Annotated in this window: 20 protein-coding genes and 1 tRNA gene; 13 read left to right on the top strand and 8 right to left on the bottom strand. The window is 38.6% G+C overall.

The window, feature by feature from the left end:
• Nucleotides 1-110 precede the first annotated feature (110 nt).
• Nucleotides 111-521, top strand: a complete 411-nt coding sequence (locus BK009_RS07190; RefSeq protein WP_100905643.1) for a YbaN family protein — start codon at nucleotides 111-113, stop codon at nucleotides 519-521.
• Between the two features lie 100 nt (nucleotides 522-621).
• On the opposite strand, the gene BK009_RS07185 is transcribed toward BK009_RS07190, so the two are convergent.
• The gene (locus BK009_RS07185) at nucleotides 622-1356 is read right to left on the bottom strand and encodes a sulfite exporter TauE/SafE family protein (RefSeq protein WP_236950965.1); all 735 of its coding nucleotides are present in this window, start codon (nucleotides 1354-1356) and stop codon (nucleotides 622-624) included.
• 235 nt (nucleotides 1357-1591) lie between these two features.
• On the opposite strand from BK009_RS07185, the gene BK009_RS07180 reads away from it, so the two are divergent.
• The 5 genes from BK009_RS07180 (at nucleotide 1592) to BK009_RS07160 (ending at nucleotide 6549) form a co-directional block, all read left to right on the top strand.
• Entirely contained in the window at nucleotides 1592-2659 is a 1068-nt protein-coding gene (locus BK009_RS07180; protein WP_100905645.1) for a TIGR00341 family protein, read from the top strand.
• Between the two features lie 28 nt (nucleotides 2660-2687).
• Nucleotides 2688-3695: a TIGR00341 family protein gene (locus tag BK009_RS07175; protein WP_157809714.1), complete on the top strand. Its 1008-nt coding sequence runs from the start codon at nucleotides 2688-2690 to the stop codon at nucleotides 3693-3695.
• Between the two features lie 82 nt (nucleotides 3696-3777).
• Nucleotides 3778-4785, top strand: coding sequence for a prenyltransferase/squalene oxidase repeat-containing protein (locus BK009_RS07170; protein WP_100909309.1), 1008 nt, complete (start codon nucleotides 3778-3780; stop codon nucleotides 4783-4785).
• Nucleotides 4786-4908: 123 nt separating this feature from the next.
• Complete coding sequence (locus BK009_RS07165; RefSeq protein WP_100909308.1) at nucleotides 4909-5811, top strand: AEC family transporter; 903 nt, start codon at nucleotides 4909-4911, stop codon at nucleotides 5809-5811.
• 51 nt (nucleotides 5812-5862) lie between these two features.
• Nucleotides 5863-6549, top strand: coding sequence for a DNA alkylation repair protein (locus tag BK009_RS07160; protein WP_100909307.1), 687 nt, complete (start codon nucleotides 5863-5865; stop codon nucleotides 6547-6549).
• A gap of 282 nt (nucleotides 6550-6831) precedes the next feature.
• On the opposite strand, the gene atwA is transcribed toward BK009_RS07160, so the two are convergent.
• Together atwA and BK009_RS07150 are read right to left on the bottom strand one after the other, a co-directional pair.
• Entirely contained in the window at nucleotides 6832-8433 is a 1602-nt protein-coding gene (gene atwA, locus BK009_RS07155; RefSeq protein ID WP_100905650.1) for a methyl coenzyme M reductase system, component A2, read from the bottom strand.
• Nucleotides 8434-8584: 151 nt separating this feature from the next.
• Nucleotides 8585-9154, bottom strand: a complete 570-nt coding sequence (locus tag BK009_RS07150; RefSeq protein ID WP_100909306.1) for a DUF134 domain-containing protein — start codon at nucleotides 9152-9154, stop codon at nucleotides 8585-8587.
• A 315-nt stretch (nucleotides 9155-9469) separates the two neighbouring features.
• Here BK009_RS07150 and BK009_RS12660 point away from each other — a divergent pair, with 315 nt between their 5' ends.
• Complete coding sequence (locus BK009_RS12660) at nucleotides 9470-10480, top strand: PAS domain S-box protein (protein WP_236950964.1); 1011 nt, start codon at nucleotides 9470-9472, stop codon at nucleotides 10478-10480.
• An 84-nt stretch (nucleotides 10481-10564) separates the two neighbouring features.
• Nucleotides 10565-11230 (top strand): sensor histidine kinase, encoded by a 666-nt coding sequence (locus BK009_RS12655; RefSeq protein WP_236950963.1) that lies wholly within the window; start codon nucleotides 10565-10567, stop codon nucleotides 11228-11230.
• Here BK009_RS12655 and BK009_RS12800 read toward each other — a convergent pair.
• From BK009_RS12800 to BK009_RS07130, 4 genes are all read right to left on the bottom strand, one after another.
• Entirely contained in the window at nucleotides 11208-11336 is a 129-nt protein-coding gene (locus BK009_RS12800) for a hypothetical protein (protein WP_257790619.1), read from the bottom strand. The two genes, BK009_RS12655 and BK009_RS12800, sit on opposite strands and share 23 nt — an antisense overlap.
• Before the next feature lie 268 nt (nucleotides 11337-11604).
• Nucleotides 11605-12090: a TspO/MBR family protein gene (locus BK009_RS07140; protein ID WP_100906723.1), complete on the bottom strand. Its 486-nt coding sequence runs from the start codon at nucleotides 12088-12090 to the stop codon at nucleotides 11605-11607.
• A gap of 74 nt (nucleotides 12091-12164) precedes the next feature.
• Nucleotides 12165-12644: a pyridoxamine 5'-phosphate oxidase family protein gene (locus tag BK009_RS07135; RefSeq protein ID WP_335645222.1), complete on the bottom strand. Its 480-nt coding sequence runs from the start codon at nucleotides 12642-12644 to the stop codon at nucleotides 12165-12167.
• Between the two features lie 119 nt (nucleotides 12645-12763).
• Entirely contained in the window at nucleotides 12764-14125 is a 1362-nt protein-coding gene (locus tag BK009_RS07130) for an MBL fold metallo-hydrolase (protein WP_100909736.1), read from the bottom strand.
• Nucleotides 14126-14349: 224 nt separating this feature from the next.
• On the opposite strand from BK009_RS07130, the gene BK009_RS07125 reads away from it, so the two are divergent.
• Both BK009_RS07125 and BK009_RS07120 read left to right on the top strand, forming a co-directional pair.
• Nucleotides 14350-15294: an ATP-binding cassette domain-containing protein gene (locus BK009_RS07125; protein ID WP_100909305.1), complete on the top strand. Its 945-nt coding sequence runs from the start codon at nucleotides 14350-14352 to the stop codon at nucleotides 15292-15294.
• 4 nt (nucleotides 15295-15298) lie between these two features.
• Nucleotides 15299-16063, top strand: a complete 765-nt coding sequence (locus tag BK009_RS07120; protein WP_100906725.1) for an ABC transporter permease — start codon at nucleotides 15299-15301, stop codon at nucleotides 16061-16063.
• A 351-nt stretch (nucleotides 16064-16414) separates the two neighbouring features.
• On the opposite strand, the gene BK009_RS07115 is transcribed toward BK009_RS07120, so the two are convergent.
• On the bottom strand, nucleotides 16415-17776 hold the full coding sequence (locus BK009_RS07115) for a cation diffusion facilitator family transporter (RefSeq protein ID WP_100909304.1): 1362 nt from the start codon (nucleotides 17774-17776) through the stop codon (nucleotides 16415-16417).
• A 356-nt stretch (nucleotides 17777-18132) separates the two neighbouring features.
• Between BK009_RS07115 and BK009_RS07110 the strand changes: the two genes are divergently transcribed.
• From BK009_RS07110 to BK009_RS07100, 3 genes are all read left to right on the top strand, one after another.
• A complete protein-coding gene (locus tag BK009_RS07110) occupies nucleotides 18133-18765 on the top strand; it encodes a hypothetical protein (RefSeq protein WP_236950962.1) in 633 nt (210 codons plus the stop codon).
• Between the two features lie 305 nt (nucleotides 18766-19070).
• A complete protein-coding gene (locus BK009_RS07105; protein ID WP_100905655.1) occupies nucleotides 19071-19745 on the top strand; it encodes a CRISPR-associated protein Cas4 in 675 nt (224 codons plus the stop codon).
• Nucleotides 19746-19839: 94 nt separating this feature from the next.
• A tRNA-Gln gene (locus BK009_RS07100) sits at nucleotides 19840-19911 on the top strand.
• The last annotated feature ends 23 nt before the right edge of the window (nucleotides 19912-19934 follow it).

Raw genomic sequence — 19934 nt, 5'->3', positions numbered from 1 at the left:
AATGGGGGGATATGATAATTAAAGGGGTGTGTTTAAGACGCATATTTGGTTAAGAATTATTATATGTAAATTATCAATGGTAATATAAGATTATCAAAAGGATTAAAAAAATGGAAACCAAGCGTTTATTTTTCTTCAGTTTAGGTGCAACCCTGCTGGGGGTAGGGGCTGTGGGGGTGGTCGTTCCAGTATTACCCACCACACCCCTTGTTCTGGCATCGTTTTTCTGCTTTACCAAAAGCTCCAAAAGAGCGGAAAGATGGATATCCAATAATCGCTACTTTGGAAGTTACATTGAAAACTACCAGACCAAACAGGGAGTGCCTTTAGATGTTAAAATTAAAAGTGTTGCCTTTTTATGGATAACTCTAATTATATCCTGCTATATTTTCCAGGATAGAAGTTATCTTCTCATATTATTACCACTAGTTGGTTTTGCTGTCACCATACACATACTTCTACTAAAAACAAAATCAGATGAAAATCAGAGTATTCCAGAAAAACAGATATCTTCCCTCTAAGCTGTTGTTTTATCTTATTAAAGCAGATACATCCCCATAAAAGCACATATTCATCTCATATTAAAATTGAATGTGTTGATTTTTTATAATCATTTTTACATCAGTTAATGTATAGAGCTGGATAAATTCCACTGTAAATTAACATTAAGCTTGATATTCCAATTGCAACCAATATAATTTTTCTGAAAGTATCTTGAGGAATTTTTTTTACCACTTTCTTCCCAGTGTATGATCCTAAAATACCAATCACAATTAAGGGAGGGATGCAATAATAAAATTGAACATCCAGCAGATTACTGGAAAAATAGACAGGGATCCTGGCCAAATCAATCAAAACTGCTACGGCAGCTAACGTTGCTATGTATGTAGTTTTATCCAGACCATAAGAAATAAGAAAAGAACCTCTTAAGGGACCACCTACTCCCATAAACCCTTGTAAAAATCCTGATAAACTTCCTCCAAGGATGGTGTTAATTTTAGTGGCATTAACTTTAAAATCAGGATTTTTGAAGGAATAAATAGAAAATATAAGTAAGGATATCCCCAATAGGGCGGTTAAAATATTTTGAGGAATGTAGGTTACAATGTAAGCACCCAGCACAGTTAGGATTACACTGGGAACACCAAAAAGCAAAATTAACCCTTTATCTAAGCCCTGGCGGAAAAATGTGGCTGCCCCAGAGTTCCCAGCCAGATGGGTAATGGCCACCATTACCAATGCACTTTTAAAGTCCACGAAAATAAGTGCAATGGGAAGAAATAGGATAGATGTTCCAAAACCAGCTATTGTACCCACAAATATGGATATAAAAGCGGCTATAAAAAATAATAACATTATAATTAATTCATTCATAATATTAATTTGGGATTTTTTTTATTATAAAATGATCATTCATTTTTAGTAAATTTCTAAGAATTACTCGGCTGGAACTCGTAATATAGGCAGATTTGCCATTATATACAATTGAAATTTGTTTTATTTAAGAAGTCACATGAGAAATTAAGAAGAAATATTATGTTGCAGACCCATATTATATGATAGGAGATTTTGTAGTTGTAAGGGGGATTCGATGGCTTATCGTTTGATTATAGCAACAATACCTCAAGAAAAAAGAAGGGACAATATAGATGAGCTTTTAGAGAGGTATGAAGTGCTTTCCATGTGGTATGGGGACTCATCAGATGGGCAAATGATTTTAAACATACTGATTCGCCGTGAAAAAACTGAAGCCATACTCAATCTTCTTCAGGAACATTGCTCTGATGTGGAGGGATTCAGAGTTATTCTGGTCCCAGTTGAAGCATCCATACCTCTACCTGAAGTACCGGTAAGGATATTACCTGAAGAACAGGAAGAGGAAGACACTCTCATTGTAGATGGGTTGGTAGATAGGTTGGGTTCTAAGGAACTGGTGGACCGGTTGAGCCGTCAGGAAATATATGCAGATATATCTGATATTTCCCGTGTTTCAAATGTATACATTGTAATGATCATATTATCTTCACTGGTTGCTGCCATTGGTGTTTTGAATAATAACGTGGCAGTTATCATTGGGGCTATGGTTATAGCACCTCTTTTTGGGCCTAACATAGCTTTATCCCTGGCAACAGTGCTTGGAGATATGGATCTGGCTATCAATACCCTCAAAACTAATCTAACTGGAATCAGCACTGCACTGGCAATATCAGTGTTGCTTGGTTTCTTTTCAGAGGTGGATCCAACCATTCCCGAACTTTTCCTGAGAACTAATGTAGGTCTGGGAAGTGTTACTCTGGCTCTGTCTTCAGGGATTGTGGGTGCTCTGGCTTTCACTCGGGGTTTTAGAACCACTTTAGTGGGAGTTATGGTGGCAGTGGCATTACTCCCTCCACTGGTTACCTTTGGATTACTTTTAGGTTCTGGGAATTTCTATCCCGCATCCGGAGCTCTTTTACTCTTTTTAGTAAACCTGGTGTGCATCAATTTAGCAGGGGTTATAACATTCATCACCCAGAGAATACACCCCATCCTTCCAGAAAAAGTTGGTAAAGCTAAAAAAATGACAAATATGGCATTAATTATATGGATTTTTTTATTAGCAGTATTTGTTATTTTGATTTTCCAGAGGAGAGGTGTTTTTGATGTGGTTAGATTATGAAATGGGTATTCAGGGGTAGGTGTTTCAGGTGACGTTACGTTTAATAGAGATGGTTATTCCCCAGGGATATCAAAAAGAAGTTTTGGAATTGCTTCAAAAATGCAATATTATAGAAATATTTGATTTGAAGGCAGGTAATGATTTAATATTGTTTAAGGTCCTTCTAACTACTGAAGACAGTGAAAGCACCCTTGATAAATTGGAAAAACGTTTTTCCCATTTAAATGGTTTTAGAATACTTATTCTCCCAGTGCAAGCATCCATACCTCGAATTGATGAAACTTCCAATGGAGAAAATGGATTATCTCCCGATGAAGAATCAGTTGCTGCAGAAAGAATAAGTCGTGAAGAGTTATATACCAATGTTTTAGCGGTAAGCAAACCCACAAAAATCTACTTACTCATGACGATTTTATCGTCACTGGTAGCCAGCATTGGTGTTTTGAATAATAATGTGGCGGTGATTATTGGGGCCATGGTAATTGCCCCTCTTTTAGGCCCTAATATGGGATTATCCCTAGCTACAGTTCTTAAAGATCATGATCTTGCCCGTGTTTCTATTAAAAGCATCGTTGCTGGTGTGGGGATTTCCATAATTATTTCGGTGATCATTGGAGTGTTGGTAACATTCGATCCTTCTATTCCGGCCATAGCCCTGCGAACCGATGTTGCCCTGGCTGGGATTTTCCTGGCTTTTGCATCAGGAATAGCAGGATCCATTGCATTTACCACCGATGTATCCAGTGCACTTATTGGGGTGATGGTGGCAGTAGCCCTGCTCCCTCCTTTATCTGTTTTCGGCCTTCTATTAGGTTCTGGCCATTATTATCTGGCAACAGGTGCTTTTTTACTCTTTTTAGTTAATTTAGTCTGTATAAACCTATCTGGCCTCATAACATTCTATGTTCAGAGAATAAAACCTTTAAAGACATGGGATGCTTTTAAAGCATATAAAATAACCTATCTGGCCATGGGGATATGGGCCTTTATTCTCATTATCCTCCTGGTACTTATACAGATCAGGAAAATTATCTAATTCACAAGAGATATAATCCCAAATTCAACTTTAATCTTAAAAATAAATTTAGTTAAAGTGTTTCATAGGAGATAGTGGACTGATGAATGATTGGAAAGAATATTTAAATTCAGATCCAACCCAGTGGCTACTGGAAGATGATAATCCTTCAGTTAGATATTTCACCCTGTTGGATATCCTGGATAAACCCCAAAACGACTCCCAAGTGATTCATGCCAGACAAAATATAATGAATAATGGTGTTGTACCTAAAATACTGGCCAAACAGGAGTCAAGTGGATACTGGGGTGTTCCTGAGAATTTTTATGTTCGTGGTAAATACAAGGGGACTTCCTGGCAGTTAATAATCCTGGCAGAGCTTGGAGCGGATGGTAATGATGAAAGAATTAAAAGAGCCTGTGAATTCATCCTTGAAAAATCCCAGGACCCACAAAGTGGTGCATTTTCATATATTAGCCACAAGAAAGATGGGCATGGTGATCCCGAAAGAGTTTTACCCTGCCTCACCGCCAATATGGCGTGGAGTCTCATTCGATTAGGATATTTAGGTGATGATCGCATTCAAAAAGCTCTCCAGTGGCTTATAAAATACCAACGCTTCGATGATGAACCGGGAAAAGCCCCTGATGAATGGCCTTATAACAGGTGGAAACAATGCTGGGGGGAACGCACCTGCCACAGTATAATTGTAAAATCACTCAAAGCCTTTGCAGAAATCCCTGAGGATAAAAGAACTCCTGAAATCTCCGATTACATTGTTAAGGGCGTGGAACATATGTTGAACCACCATATCCATAAAAGAAACCATCCTCCGGTCAGGGGTAGTTTTAAATGGTTGGAATTCGGTTTCCCTTTGATGTGGAGTATAGATGCCCTGGAAGTTCTGGAAATACTCACTCGGTTGGGTTATAATGATGAAAGAATGCATGAATCCCTGAAGGCTATGATCTCCAAACAGGACCATGAAGGCCGGTGGATCCTGGAGAACACCTTCAATGGAAGATTCCAAACCAATATTGAACGTAAGGGAAAACCCAGTAAATGGATTACTCTAAATGCATTAAGAGTATTGAAACGTTTCTATCCTTAATAATAGATTTAAGGGGCGAGAAAATTATTAATATTGAATTTGGATATAACTAAATTAAATAAGTGAACTAAAACAGTATTTTTTAATCACTTGCACTGTCATGAGAATAAACCCTTGAATAATATGAACTCCTATGAAACTATCATTGCCATTGTAATAATGATTATAATTGGCTATGTATGCCGTAGACTTGATTTTTTAAAGGCTGAAGATACCCAAACCCTTAACAAGATTGTAGTTCACATTGCAATTCCTGCCCTGATATTTCTAACCATGTTCAATGCTGATTTATCTAATATTAAAACTTTCGGTACTATTACCCTTATATGTATAACAGTGGGCTTAATATCTGGAATCATCGCTTATGCATTCACTTATCTTAAGGGTTACTCCCCAGAAACCAGGTGGGGTGTGGTGGTGGCATCCACCCTCTTCAACTCAGGATTTTTAGGGTATCCAGTCACCTTGGGGGTTTTTGGGGCTGCAGGACTGGTAAGGGCAGTATTCTTTGATGTGGGATCCACCATACTATTCATATTATTCGGGATATTCTTTTTAATCTTATACGGCGGCAGATACCAGGATATAATCAAACGATCCATTTTCTTCCCACCATTACTGGCAGTGATCATAGGGTTGCTTGCTAATTTATTTCATCTACCACTGGGATCGGTTATTCCAAGTGTCCTTGACTACCTGGGTGGTGCTGCAATACCTATGATAATGCTATCATTAGGCCTTTCACTGGAATTTAGGGGTATTAAAGAATATTTTGGTGTAGCATCCTTTGTTTCAGTACTTAAACTAGTTATATCCCCGATTATTGCCATGATCGTTGTGGGATTGGTGGGGCTATCTGGCCTGGACCGAACAGTTACCATTGTGGAGGCAGGTATGCCTTCGGCAATGCTCAGCCTGGTCTTGGCCATCAACTATGACCTGGATATGAAGGCAACTGCAGCCTGCATATTCCTAACCACATCACTCAGCATAATATCCCTTACTCTCTTAATTCTATTCCTATGATATTTTTAAGGATTATATTCCAAGAATTACTTCAACAAGGAGACTATAAAGATGGATTATCATGAAATCATCCAGAAACTGGAATCACTCTCCAGCCCGGAGGATGTGGAGGGTATGGCCCGTTTTGGTATCAGCCCGGAAAAAACCTATGCAGTCCGCATCCCAGATCTAAGAAAGATTGCAAAAACTGTGGGAAAGGATCATCATCTGGCAGCACAGCTCTGGAAAGCAGGATATAGAGAGACCCGGATACTGGCCTGTATGATTGACGACCCTAAACAGCTTACCTCAGAACAAATGGATCGGTGGACTTCTGAATTTGATTACTGGGAGATATGTGACCAGTGCTGCATGAAATTATTCCGTATGACGCCATATGCCTATGAAAAAGTATTCCAATGGAGCCAGCGGAAGGAAGAATTCGTTAAAAGGGCTGCCTTCACATTAATAGCAGTCCTGGCAGTCCATGATAAAAAGGCAGCTGATGAAAAATTCGAACAATTCTTCCCATTAATAATCCGGGAGGCAACTGACAACCGTAATTATGTTAAAAAGGGTGTTAATTGGGCTTTAAGACACATAGGGAAAAGGAATATTGAATTGAATAAGAAAGCCATCATAGTATCTGAGGAAATTCAGAAAATTCATTCAAAGAGTGCTAAATGGATAGCGGCAGATGCTTTAAGGGAGCTTGAAAGTGAGAAAGTTCAGGAAAGGTTACATAGAAAAACTAATTAATTTCAAGTTCCCATGGGTTTAAATTAGTGTTCATAAATTGTTTTTTGCTAATGTTGTTGATTCTGGAAATCAAAGGAGGAAAAAATTTGGATATCTAATAGATTTTTTAATATTTTTTTACAGGATCGTTAATCGCAACAAAAACAATCACGCCGATAGCTAAAGCTAATAAAAGTATTCTGTACACATCATCACCTTCCATGATTTTTTAAAATTAGTGGTTTATCTATCTAAAACTCCAAAAAATAAAGAAAAAGATAAAACAAGGACAATTTCCTTATTTTAAATTTTATTACCACTTAACATCTTATTTTTCTCTGAACTTGTAAGCTCATCCACCACTTCTGTTGGTAGTCCTGTTTTAAGGATTTTACCTCCTCTCATAATGGATGCCCGGTCACAAACATCCAGCACGAAGTCCATATCGTGAGATATTATGAGGAAGGTTTGATTTAGTTCTTCACGAGCTTTTCTAATTGAATCTGTAACTTGTACTCTGGTTATGGGATCCATGGTACCGGTGGGTTCATCCAGGATAACCACATTCGGTTCTTTAATCAGCACCTGGGCCAAAGCCACCCGGTGTCGTTCCCCTCCACTCAGTTCATCATGATATTTATGTAGAATTTTTTCTGCATAATTTTCATTGAATCCCACGGCGTTCAAAACGTACAATGCTTTTATCTGGGCGAATTCAGCTGGTAACTCCAGACTAATAGCTTCAGTCAGGTTTCCAAGCACATTACGATGGGGGTAAAGGCTGTACTCTTGATGGAGAATTCCGAGGTATGGTTTCACCCTGCCACGGCCAAAAGGACCTTTCTCAGTCATGTCGATCCATTGATCTCCCAGTTTAACATTTATTTTTCCACTGCTGGGATCAGTCAGACCATATAAAAGCCGTGATAGGGTGGTTTTCCCGGCTCCGGAAAGACCTACCACTCCATATATCTCTCCTTCATCTACACTGAGGTTAACACCGTCCACAGCCTTAACCACACCTCGATCAATGGAGTAATAATGTTTCTTCACATCTTGAAGTTCGATTATGGGGCCACCAGTTTTAAATTCTTCACTTATTTTAGGCCGGGGCACGTGTTCCATGAAACTTTCCACCACTTTTTCTGGGTCTCCTTTCTGGATAATTTCACCATTATCCAGCCAGATAACCTCATCTGAAAGATCCCGCATTACCTCTGGCCAGTGAGATGTGATCACCATACTCAGGCCCTGACCCTTAATACCCTGAATAAGTGCCTGATGGATGAATTCGGCGGTGGTAGGGTCAAGGGTGCCGGTGGGTTCGTCTGCCAGGAATACCATGGGCTCCTTGGCCAGCTGTCTGGCCAGTACCACTCTTTGTTTCTCCCCACCACTAAGGTCACGGGCAATATGTGTGATTCGATGTGTCATCTGGGCCAGATCAAGGAGGTCAATTGCCATGTAGGTGCTTTCCTCGGAATCATGTCCCTGGATTGATTTCAAGACATTATCTATCACAGTCTCATCTTCATACAGTGCAAAGGTTCTCTGCAACATTATGGAGATACGTCGCCGGATAGCTGCAAACACATACCGATCTGCACTCCAGAAATCCACTTCTCTACTTTCGAACTGGCTTCCGCATTTACAGGTTGTACTGGCCATTGAAGGAGGTTCCACAGCAAGACACTCAGGACACAGTGCAATGTTATAGATTATTTGGCCCTCATCTGGCTTGTAATCCTTCATTCCACGGAGCATGTTTATTAAAACTGATTTTCCAGAACCACTCTTTCCTAGAATTCCAAGAATTGTTCCTTCTTCCACATTGATGTTCAAATCTTTCAGTACTTCAACGCCATTGAATGTTTTTGTTATGTTTTTTATTTCTATGAAAGACATTCAACCACCCATTCTTTTTATGAAATTATTAAAGGGACCTTTCAATGATTATATAATTTTTTTTACACTCATTTTTCCCTTTTTCTAGCCATATGTCATATCTAACTAAATTGAAGGAATTTATGGATAAATGATTTATTTTTAGTATTCTTCAAGTTCCACAGAGGGGAGTTTCGCATTTAGGACATTTTGTATTGCTACATGGCACTTTTATTGTCTTAGGAGATTCATAACCACAATGGGGACATTTGCAAACTGTTGGAGGTCCTGCTCCGATTCCCCTACCACCATAAGACTTTCGATGTAAAAGTGATTCTTCGGTTTCTTGATAATCTTCGATGGTGATTATATTGGCAGATCTGCAGTCTGGACAGTTTTTATACTCTTTACGGGGGTTTTGCCATTGGAATTTGCAATCATTGCATTTGTATCTGAATAGCTGGTCTTTCCCGGCTATGATTATAGAATTACCGTTAATCAGTGCATTGGCTATTTTTTTCCGGGCGGAGCTTAATATGCGATGAAATGTGGGTTGTGAAACCCCCATTATTTCAGCAGATCTTTTTTGTTGGATATCATGATAGTCTCTTAATCTGATTGCTTCAAATTCATCAATTAATATTTCAATAGGTTCAATAGATTCTAAATCTTCTCTTTCTGGTTTAAAACATCGTATTTGTGGTTCTTCTGAAATTCTTCTAAATCTCCGGGGCCTTGCCATGTTGTGAATATATATTCAATAGTTCAATATATAGTTTATGTAATTAACACATCAACTGTCAATATTCGTATGATTAAAAGATATATTAACCCGGATGATACATTTCTTCTCTTTTTTAAAATGAAATTAATTCGATTCAAAACAAAATATGAAAAAATTAAGGGTTATACTTATAAAAAATCCCAGTTAATCATTTTTTAATAGGTGGTTCTGGTTTAACAGTAATTATTAATTCTTAAACACCAATAGATTATAAAATGTCGGTAATGATCAAAATATGATGATCATCTAAAATATGTGTTAGAGGTGCAACATTTGGCAAAGATTCTCCTGGTAGAAGATGAAATGGTGGAGGCTATGAATTTAAAGAGAAGCCTCCAGGCTATGGGCTATGATGTGATGGCTATTGCATCTTATGGTGAAGAAGCGATTGAAAAAGCCAACACATTAAAACCGGACATTATACTTATGGATATTCTTCTTAAGGGTAAAATGGATGGTATTACTGCTGCTCAAGCTATTTCAAAACATGAAATACCAGTTATATACATTTCAGCACTTCCAGATGATGCCACTGTTAACCGGGCCCTTATCAGCGCACCTTATGGGTACTTGGTAAAACCCTACGACATTCGCAAATTAAAAATATCCATTGAAGTGGCTCTTTACAAGAAACAAATGGAAAATAAACTTAAACAATCCCAGGAAACTTATTATCAAACTATTTTTGAAAATACTGGTGCAGCAACAGTTATAATCGAAGAGAATAAGTTGATTTCCCTGGTGAATATGCAATTTACATCATTAACTGGGTATTCCAAGAATGAGATTGAGGGTAAAATGGAGTGGACTGAAATTTTTTCCCAGGAAGACATTTCCCAGATGAAAGAGTACCACCAGTTACGTAGAGTAAATCCGGACTATGCTCCTCGAAATTATGAAGCAAGAATTGTTACTCGTAAAGGTGCTGTTAAGCCTGTTCATCTAACTGTGGCCATGATCCCTGGCACCGAAAAGAGTATGGCCTCTATTTTAGACATGACTGAACTACGAAGATCTAAAATGGCGATTAAAGAATCTCAAGAAAGGTTTAAAAGTATTTTTGAAAACGCAGCAGAGGCTATAATTCTTTTTGACTGCCAAGGAAACATTGTAGAATTCAATGGGAAGTTTAAAGAGACTTTCGGGTTTAAAAATGGGGAAATTATTGGCCAAAACTTTTTGCATATGGGATCCATGATGGGGATGCACAATGAAGAATCCCGGAAGATTCTAAATGATCTGATCTCTGGAAATGAATTAAAACAAGTTGAATGGATCTTATAAAATAAAGAGGGGAAGAAAATAATCTTCAGAGTCCGACCATCTCTAATAAAAACTAAAACTACTGTGATTGGCATTCTGCTAATTATGGAAGACATCACAGAACTTAAAAATGTTGAAAATAGTCTTAAATATTCTTTAAAAGAGAAAGAAGTTTTGTTAAGGGAAATCCATCATCGGGTTAAGAACAATTTGCAGATCATATCCAGTCTTCTGAGCTTACAACGCCTTCAGGTGGAAGATCCACAAACTGCAGATATACTCTGGGAATGTCAGGGGAGGGTCAGGGCCATGGCCATGATCCATGAAAACATATACCAATCACAGGATATTGGACGTATAAACTTTAAAAACTATGTGGAAATGTTGTTATATGACATTTTCAACCTTTATCGTGTGAATAAGAAATCTGTTATCCTGGAAATGCGGATAAAAGGCGTGAAGATGGGTATCGAGACTGCTATGCCCTGTGGTCTGGTAATCAATGAACTGGCAACCAATAGCATCAAACATGCTTTTCCACAGGGAAAGGGTATCATAAAAATTGAATTAAAAACCGATGATGATGCTCATATACTAATCATTGAGGATGATGGAATCGGTTTACCGGAAAATCTGGATCCCCAAAAATCCAAAAAACTCGGTTTGATGGTTGTTAATACATTAGTAAATCAATTAAACGGTGAAATGGAAATTGATAGGACTAATGGCACTAAATTCATCATTAAATTCAGTGAATTGCCCTATAATTGACTGGTAAATACAATTCTTCCCGGGTTAATCTTTCCCATTTCCCCCGAAGGTACACCCCCACCTGCCGAACCTTTTCATCATCATTTTCCAGAAGTTGACCTGCCAACTGAATTATATCTCTTTTGAAAAGATCCTGACCATGATAAATCCTTCCTAAAATAGAGGAGACATTTTTAGAATATAAAAATCATCATCTATGAATAATGGAGGTGGGTTTACTATTTTTAAGGTCTTTTATTAATCATTTTCCATTTTAAGGACTAATTTTTGCATTTCCTCTTTGGACAAGTCATAGCATCCCATTTTCCATCCCATTACAAGGATATGATTTCATTTAAGGGTTTAAAAAAATAAAATAAGAGTTTTCGGTGGTTTTAATTCAACATGAGCACACTATAGTTCAGGTAGGATGCAATGCTCACCCAGATTATGTAGGGCACCATTAAGAGTCCTGCAGGTTTGGAAATAACATAAAAAGCAATCATGTTGGCTAAGATAGTTATCCAGAGCAGGAATATAATCACAAATCCACCTATTATTGAGTGCAATCCAAAGAACACCAGAGACCATAGAACATTCAATACTAGTTGCACCGCGAATATCCCAATGGCAAATCGAACATCACGCCTATCTAATCCCTGTCTCCAAACCAGGAAAAGGGCAATTCCAATAAGAATGTAAAGAGTGGACCATATGGGGCCGAACCATGCGTTGGGAGGAGTCCAGCTTGGTTTAGCCAGGGCCGCATACCAGGTTGTTATCTCTGGATAAGTGGCTAAACTCCCTATTGCGCCAGAAAAGAAAACTATAAGTACCGAGGCCACTAATTTGGGAATTTCTCTTAAATTAAAACCTTCCATACCCAATCAAACCTCCTTTATTATTAATTAATATTTGTTTAATGATTTCATGAAAAAAAGTTGATTTTAGGGGATTAAGAGTTTTTAAGGGCTACAATTTCCTTAACATTCACTAATTTCCAAACATTACACTTATCTTCATTTAATATGGATTCAGGTTGGTCTTGGGGTGAATGTCCCAGGGCAGACAGTACATTGGGTGAGAGATCTTTTTCTCTGATCATATCCACGAACCTTTCCTTAACATCAATTTTTTCCACTTCACTGGTAACCTCCTTTATCTGGCCACGCAGTGTCACGAAACGATACTGTGCCATGTCTGCACTGTATTTTTCAATCTCCACTGCAACCTGAGGGTCACTCTTGATGAGTTCCACTTTTTTACCATATTTGGTGCTGAGGAAGTAGATGAATTTCCCATCAAAAACATACAAAAATGGAGCAATATAGGGATAATCCCCTTTAAAAGCAATTCTACTAACGTATTGTTTCCCGATAAATTCATCATATTCCTTTTTTTCCATGGATGGAATTTTAAGAATGTCCAAAAGCATCACCCCTTAAATATTTATAGTTAAATTGTTGTCTATGCCAATATTATATTTTTCCATAAGAAATATGGATAAAATAAAAAAGTGATAAAGCAATTCCATGATAAACCATCCTTCCCAGATCATTCATTAACCACAGGGTAACCTGCATTAGTCCAGGCAGTCATACTCCCCAGAACGCTGGTTAAATCAGTGTAACCACATTTTTTAAGATAACTACATGCAGTGGTGGATTTGTAACCTGAATCACAGTAGACAACCACTGGAACATCTTGGGGTATTTCCCCAATTTTCTCTGGTAATTCCCCTACATAGATATGATGGGACCCCTCAATGTAACCTTCAGTGTGGTCTTCTAGTTTACGCACATCCAGTAGGAAGAAATCCCCTCCCAGTTCCTCTTTTAATTGGTGAACACTCCACAGATTTAGAGTGTCTAGATGCTCTGCATGGAGATACCAGCTGGGAAAACCCCCTGCCAGATAACCATAAATGTTATCAAAACCCAGTCTGACCAGTGATTGGCGAACCTCATCCATTCGGTGGTCATGGTCATCAACCAACACAATGGGGTCTTGGTAGTTCAAGAACCATCCCGCAAAGGCAGGAACACCCTCCCTCCAGATGTTCAGACTACCATTTATATGTCCCCCTGCAAAACTGGTGGGTTTCCTGATATCCAGGATACAAAGTCGGTCTTTCATCATGTTCTTCAAGATCCTAGGATTTAAAGCATTAATATAGGGAAGTCTGCCTAATATTTGCACTCCATTTTGGTTATAAAATTCCATTTTCTGGAAATAGGGTGGTGTGTATAGTTCTTCAGCAGTTTTAAGCTGGATAAACTTTTCCCTACTGACCTGTAGTTGGTGATTGGTTTTCTTCTCATAACCCACAGTGGTGTAATCATGTTCCCGTATATCCGCCCCACAAACTGAACCCGCACCATGAGCTGGGCAAAGAACAGTCTGATCACCCAATGGGAGAATCTTGTTAAACAAGCTATCGTATAACAATCCTGCCATCTCTGGACGTCGATCAACTCCGTAAAAATCAACTCGCCCTGTCTCTCCGGCAAAGATCACATCCCCGGTAAATGCCATCTGGGCATCTTCCGACACACTTAGGTCTCTTAAAACCAGGGATATGCTTTCTAAAGTGTGTCCAGGAGTATCAAGAACTTCCAGTTCTATGTTACCAAACTGAAACTTATCTCCATCCTTCACCGGGTTACCGTAGGCAAAATCCAGGTTTTCACCGTGAAATATTTCCGCCCCAGTGGTATGAGCCAGTTCCACCGAACCAATAATGTAGTCCTCGTTACGGTGGGTTTCAAAGATGTGGGTAATATCCAGCCCCCATGATTCTGCAAGATCCAGATAAACCTCCACATCCCTACGGGGATCAACCACAATTGCCCGACCACTGGCTCCAATAAAATAAGAGTGATGGGCTATTCCCGCTGATTTAATCAGTTTAACCATCAATAACATTTCCCCCTTTTCTTAATTTTGAAATTATAACTTAATTTTTTCTCATATTCAGAGTTTATCCAACCTAATGATTCTACTTGATCTAATAGTTATGTAGCTTAAAATTAATAATTTTAATGATAAATTAATATCATGAAATGGATTCTTCGATATTATTAAATCTTACCAGCACCCAGTTTCATTTAAGATAAATTTATTTCGACTGGAGGAAAAGCATGGAATACATCATCCAAACCCATAATATATCTAAAAAATATGATGATTTCACCGCAGTTAACGGAGTGAATCTTAATGTGCCTAAAAATAGTGTTTACGGAGTTTTAGGGCCGAATGGGGCGGGTAAAACCACATTAATCTCTATGCTATGCACCATACTGCATCCCACCAGTGGATCAGCCACTGTTAATGGTTATGATGTCACTAAACATCCTAAAGAGGTCCGAGAGTCCATTGGAATAGTTTTCCAGTCCCGGGCACTGGATGACATGCTCACAGGTCGTGAACACCTCCAGATGCATGCTTCACTCTATGGTGTGCCCAAGGATATTCGCCAGAGTCGTATTGATGAAATACTGGATCTTATTGCCCTGGGTAAGAAGGCGGATGAATTCGTTAAAACCTACTCCGGAGGGATGAAACGTCGACTGGAAATTGGAAGGGGGCTTATACATCATCCTAAGGTTCTTTTCCTGGATGAACCCACCCTGGGTTTGGATCCACAGACCCGGGAAAGTATTTGGGAGTATATTAAGGATTTAAACCAGAATCAGGATGTTTCAGTCCTTATGACCACGCATTACATGGAAGAGGCGGATAAACTCTGTGATGAGGTGGCCATCATCAACCAGGGACAGATCATAACTTCAAATTCACCTCAAAACTTGAAAAGGGAGTTAAAAGCAGACACCATCACCATGCATGTGGATAATATTAAGAAGTTCACGGAAGAAGTAGAGAAACTGGATTTTGTCAGAGAAACCTTTGTGATGGACTCTGAGATTAAGTTAATGGTAGAGCGGGGTGAAAATTTGGTGGCGGAGCTGGTGAATTTTGCCAATGAACATAAAATCTTCGTATACTCTATAGAACTGGAACATCCTAACCTGGAGGATGTGTTTCTTAAGTACACGGGTAGAACCATTCAGGGGGAGGGGGGATAGGTTTATGGCAGAAATTGAGGGAATTTACACCATTTGGCTCCGGGAGAACAAGAAATTCCTCCGTTACCGGTCACGTATCCTAACTTCGGTGGTAACACCCCTTTTATGGCTTCTTATATTTGGAACTGGGCTGGGTTCAGCCATAAGGTTTGGTAACATGTCGGGAGGTTACCAGGCATTCATCTTTCCAGGGATAATAGCCCAAACCATCCTATTTACCTCGGTGTTTTCCGGGCTTTCTGTGATACAGGACCGCCAGTTCGGATTTTTAAAGGAGATACTGGTAGCTCCCATATCCCGACCTTCAATTGTCTTGGGAAAAGCAATTGGAATCAGCACTACTGCTCTTATCCAGGGAGTGATACTTCTCCTTCTCTCATTTGTGGTCAGTGTCCCCATGGACATCTACACTCTTCTGTTATCCACCGGAGTGATAATCTTAATTTCCATGGGCCTATCTGGAATGGGCCTTTTGATTGCATCGTTCACCGATAGTATGGAAGGGTTCAACCTCATCATGAGTTTCATTGTAATGCCCATATTCCTTCTTAGTGGAGCTCTCTTCCCCATAACTGGACTTCCTTCCTGGTTACAAGCAGCGGTTTACATCAACCCATTAACTTATGGAGTGGATGCTCTGCGGAATATAATTCTACACCAATCAGTACTTCCATTATATGTGGATGTCATTGTGGTAACGATTTTCGCAGTGCTAATGATCTTGATATCTGCATTGATATTCAGCAAAAAAGAGCAGAGTTTGATGTAAATTTGACTATAAAATTAATCCTCAGTTATAATATAAAATTGAGGATATATTTTTTTTATTAAATTCGCTTATTTATGGAGTTTACACGTTGTTAAAACGTATTATCTTTACTTCGTTAAACAGAACTATAACGAATAGATCAATTATTGATTATATTAAAATTATATACAAACAAGATAGTTCAAACAGCTAACAAAACTAGAAATAAAGTTTATCAATTATTGAAGTTTAATACAACGTTGAATTAAAAAATAAATAAATCTTTATTGGTTTAATCAAAGTCCCTCTTTTTTTTATTGTTTTAACTAAGAAAAACATATGGGAGAGTTTTTTTTCTCCCTTATGTTTTTATTAATACACATCCTCAGCCATGGCCAGGAGGATGGTATCCGACAGGTGCACATTGTAGTAGTCGAAATTACTCATAAAGTCTTCCAAGTACTTTACTCCATTTTCAGTTAAAGTGTAGTGTTTTCCATCTTCATTTATGAGTTTATGCTCTTTCAGGGGGTTTATCAGTCCTTCAAAATCTCCTTCAAAGTCATGAGTATCTTTGCAAGTGGCTTTAAGCTCAGATAGTACGGGAATATAGTTCCCGGGACTGAAAGCAGTCTTCAGGGAGGAAACAATTTCAACTCTGGTTTTTTTCTCTGTAGTCCACAGGATGTACAGTACCCAGTTCTGGAAGGCCATCATTTTATTCCCTTCCCAACATTCCTCCAGGGGAAGTTTGTACTGGGAATAATTTTCTTCTTTCCCCTTACGGGCTGAAATTGCCTCTCTGAGTAAGTCGGTAGCATCTTTGAAGATTCCGATGGAAATGAATAATGCTATAAGGGCATCTACAAAGTAAATCCCCTGTAAAGTGAAAATTGCACCAGCAATCACTGATAAACCTATGAATATATGGTTCTTAGAGTCCACTGACTGGGAGATTAGAGTTAGATTGGAATTCACCTTTCCCACGTAACGCTGGTAATAGAATAGGAAGACAGCTGCCAGGATGGCAATTCCCTCCACTGCTATCACCAGGAATGGCATGCCCATAGGGGTCAGTGTCCCATAAAAGGCGCTTATAAGGTGGGTCACTGAATCATAACCAATGCTGAGGGCGGCAAAGAATAATCCGAATATCACCAGGAGAGTACTAAGGGTTTCCCGGTGGTACTTGATTCCCAGCCACACCATAAATGCAGAAACAGTGTCCATGGTGGCATCAGTACCATCTGCAGTCAGTCCCACACTTCCACTGATCAGACCTGATCCTAATTTCATCACTGCTAAAAAGGCATCTAATACAGTGGTGTTCCGGGCTGCGGCTGCAGGTTTAAAAAAATCCTTCCGAACCAGAGAAGCCTTTTTTTCCATATTTTTAACAAATTTTTGGGCCTCTTTTTCTCCATCTCCAGTTACAGAATAATGATCATCTTCCAGTTTCACCCACCCCTTTTGGATAAGCTTATCACATTCTTCTTCGGTTTTACCAACCTTTTTACTCTTCCGCTGATCTTCTAACTCTGATCTTAGATGGGATAATGTGAAAAACAATCTTTCCATCAGTGGTTCCTCTTTTTCAGGTAACTGCTGGTACCATATGAGTGATAAGAAAAGCACAGTTTTATCTTCTAGTTCTTCCAGGGTGACAGACTCTTCATTGAAAATAGCCATCATCAGGAACCGATCGTATCCTAGGATTGGTTTATCAGTCTTCATAATATCGTTACACTTCTTTCTTTTTAGGGGCATCCAAAATTATTCAATCTTTTATTATCCAGAAACTTTGTATTATCCTGAATTCAATTCATTTAATCATAAGCTAATCCATTTAATATAATTATCCCATTCGATATGTTATTTAGGTTAAATCATGATATATGGATGTCCAGAAAATATTGGGTGGGAAATATAACTTAGAATCGTTTATGTTTTCTCTGTAAGTTGTTATATGCCTTAAACTATGGTGTTGATTTGAATTAGTAGATGGGCATAGGGGCTGGTACTTCAGGCCATCATCAACTATAAAAGACCCTCTTACCAATAGGGATATAGATAAAGGAGAGTTTTTTTACATGGTGAAGCTAGTTAAATCTGCGGTCAAGTGCTATAAGAAAAAGACCAAAAAAACAGTGGGCGGCCAGAAAAAGACCTATGAATACAACCAGTACCTGGTTCCCCTGAAACGCTCAGATAATCTGGATTGCAGTATGGAAGTGTTCATCATACCCCAGGATGATCTATCCGATCTCGTTGATGAAAATGGTGAATTCAAAGATGCTTCTGGTATAGAAGATGAATATGAAAGTAAACTCGCCCAGTATAAAGCTGATTTCGAAGATTTGGAGTGGAAACACAGTAAACTGTCCCGAACCTACAAAGAATTATTCAGTAAACATAATAAAACTCGTAGGAACCTTCAGGAACTTGAAGAAAAGGTCAAAACCCTGGAAAGTGATAGGGAGAAACTGATCAATGCCCTGAAAGAGGAAAGAAGGATCACCGAAAAACTCAAGACGGAACAACAGGCATTTAATAAACCATCCGCTGATCTAGAATCTAATAAGCCTGATGATATTACTAATCTGAAATCTAAAATTAAAGAAGATAGTAAAATTAAAAATAAGGATTTTGAGGAGGATAAGGGGGATATCTGGACTGTTCTCAGGAGCCGCCTCACCAAAAAAGAAGAAGAAAAGGAAGATTAACTCTCATACTTGAGTAATCTGATTATTCTTCAAAAAAAATCTTACTTTAAGGGTTACTAGAATTTTTCAGAGTAATTTGATTACTTTTCAAATACTCTACCCTAAAATTTTTATTCTTATGTCTTAACAGATTTATAGGAGGCTTATATCTCAACAATTTCATAGTAGTAAAATTAAAATCTATAATGTTAATTAATTCCATGTTCAGTGTTTGGAACAGAATTCCACTTCAAATATATCCAAATCATAACAAAGATTCAAATAATATTGAGAAATAATTTGAAAATTATTTTATGGTGTTTTCCATGCCCAAAACCAGTTCTCAACCCCACCCTGAAATATCCCAGGTGATGATAATTGATGGACGTAACAATTTCCCCATCAGCTGGCTCAACAAGCAGGGATACTGTGAGTACAGCATATACCTTGAAAATGTTAGGGGTGTGGAAGTAAAACCCACCCTGAAAATGGTTATTGGAACTGAGGAACATACCCGGTTAGAGATGGAATTCCAAAAGGATGCCGAACCCACCACCTTTGAAGGGATGCTGGAGAAATCCCTAACTACAGAACTCCTATCTCGAGAACTCCCGGTTATATCCAAACTTTACGGTATCAGGGGATACATCGATGAAGTATGGATGACTCCTGACCAGTTCATTATCATCGATGATAAACCAGGAAATAGGGCATTCGCATCATCAATAAACCAGGTTTACGGCTATTGCCTGGCTTTTCAGGATATGGTTAAAGATGAAAGGAATATAGTGGCTGCTCTAAGGGAAAGGGGAACTGATAACATTTTTTGGTCAGCTTATTTCGACGAAAAATCAGAAAAAGACATAATATCATTAATAAATCGTGTTCAAGACCTTTTAATTGGAAAAAAGGATTTCATACCCACCAGTAATCCTAGAAAATGTCGAAGTTGTCGTTTGAAGATAAAGTGCGATATGAAAGCAAAGCCGGGCTCGCGCTGAGTCTTATGATCCCCTTTAAATACCTTGTAGATAACTTTAAATATCACCTCTGCCTAAAAGGTGAATGCTGCAGTTGCAGCCTTTTTTAATGTCTAGTCCCGTGGGGTAGTGGTAATCCTGCTGGTCTTTGGAACCGGCGACGGCGGTTCGACTCCGCTCGGGACTATTTTTCTTCTAAACACTAATCAC

This window comes from Methanobacterium subterraneum, assembly GCF_002813695.1.
GTDB lineage: Archaea > Methanobacteriota > Methanobacteria > Methanobacteriales > Methanobacteriaceae > Methanobacterium > Methanobacterium subterraneum.
This window is presented reverse-complemented; position numbering and strand designations above follow the sequence as displayed.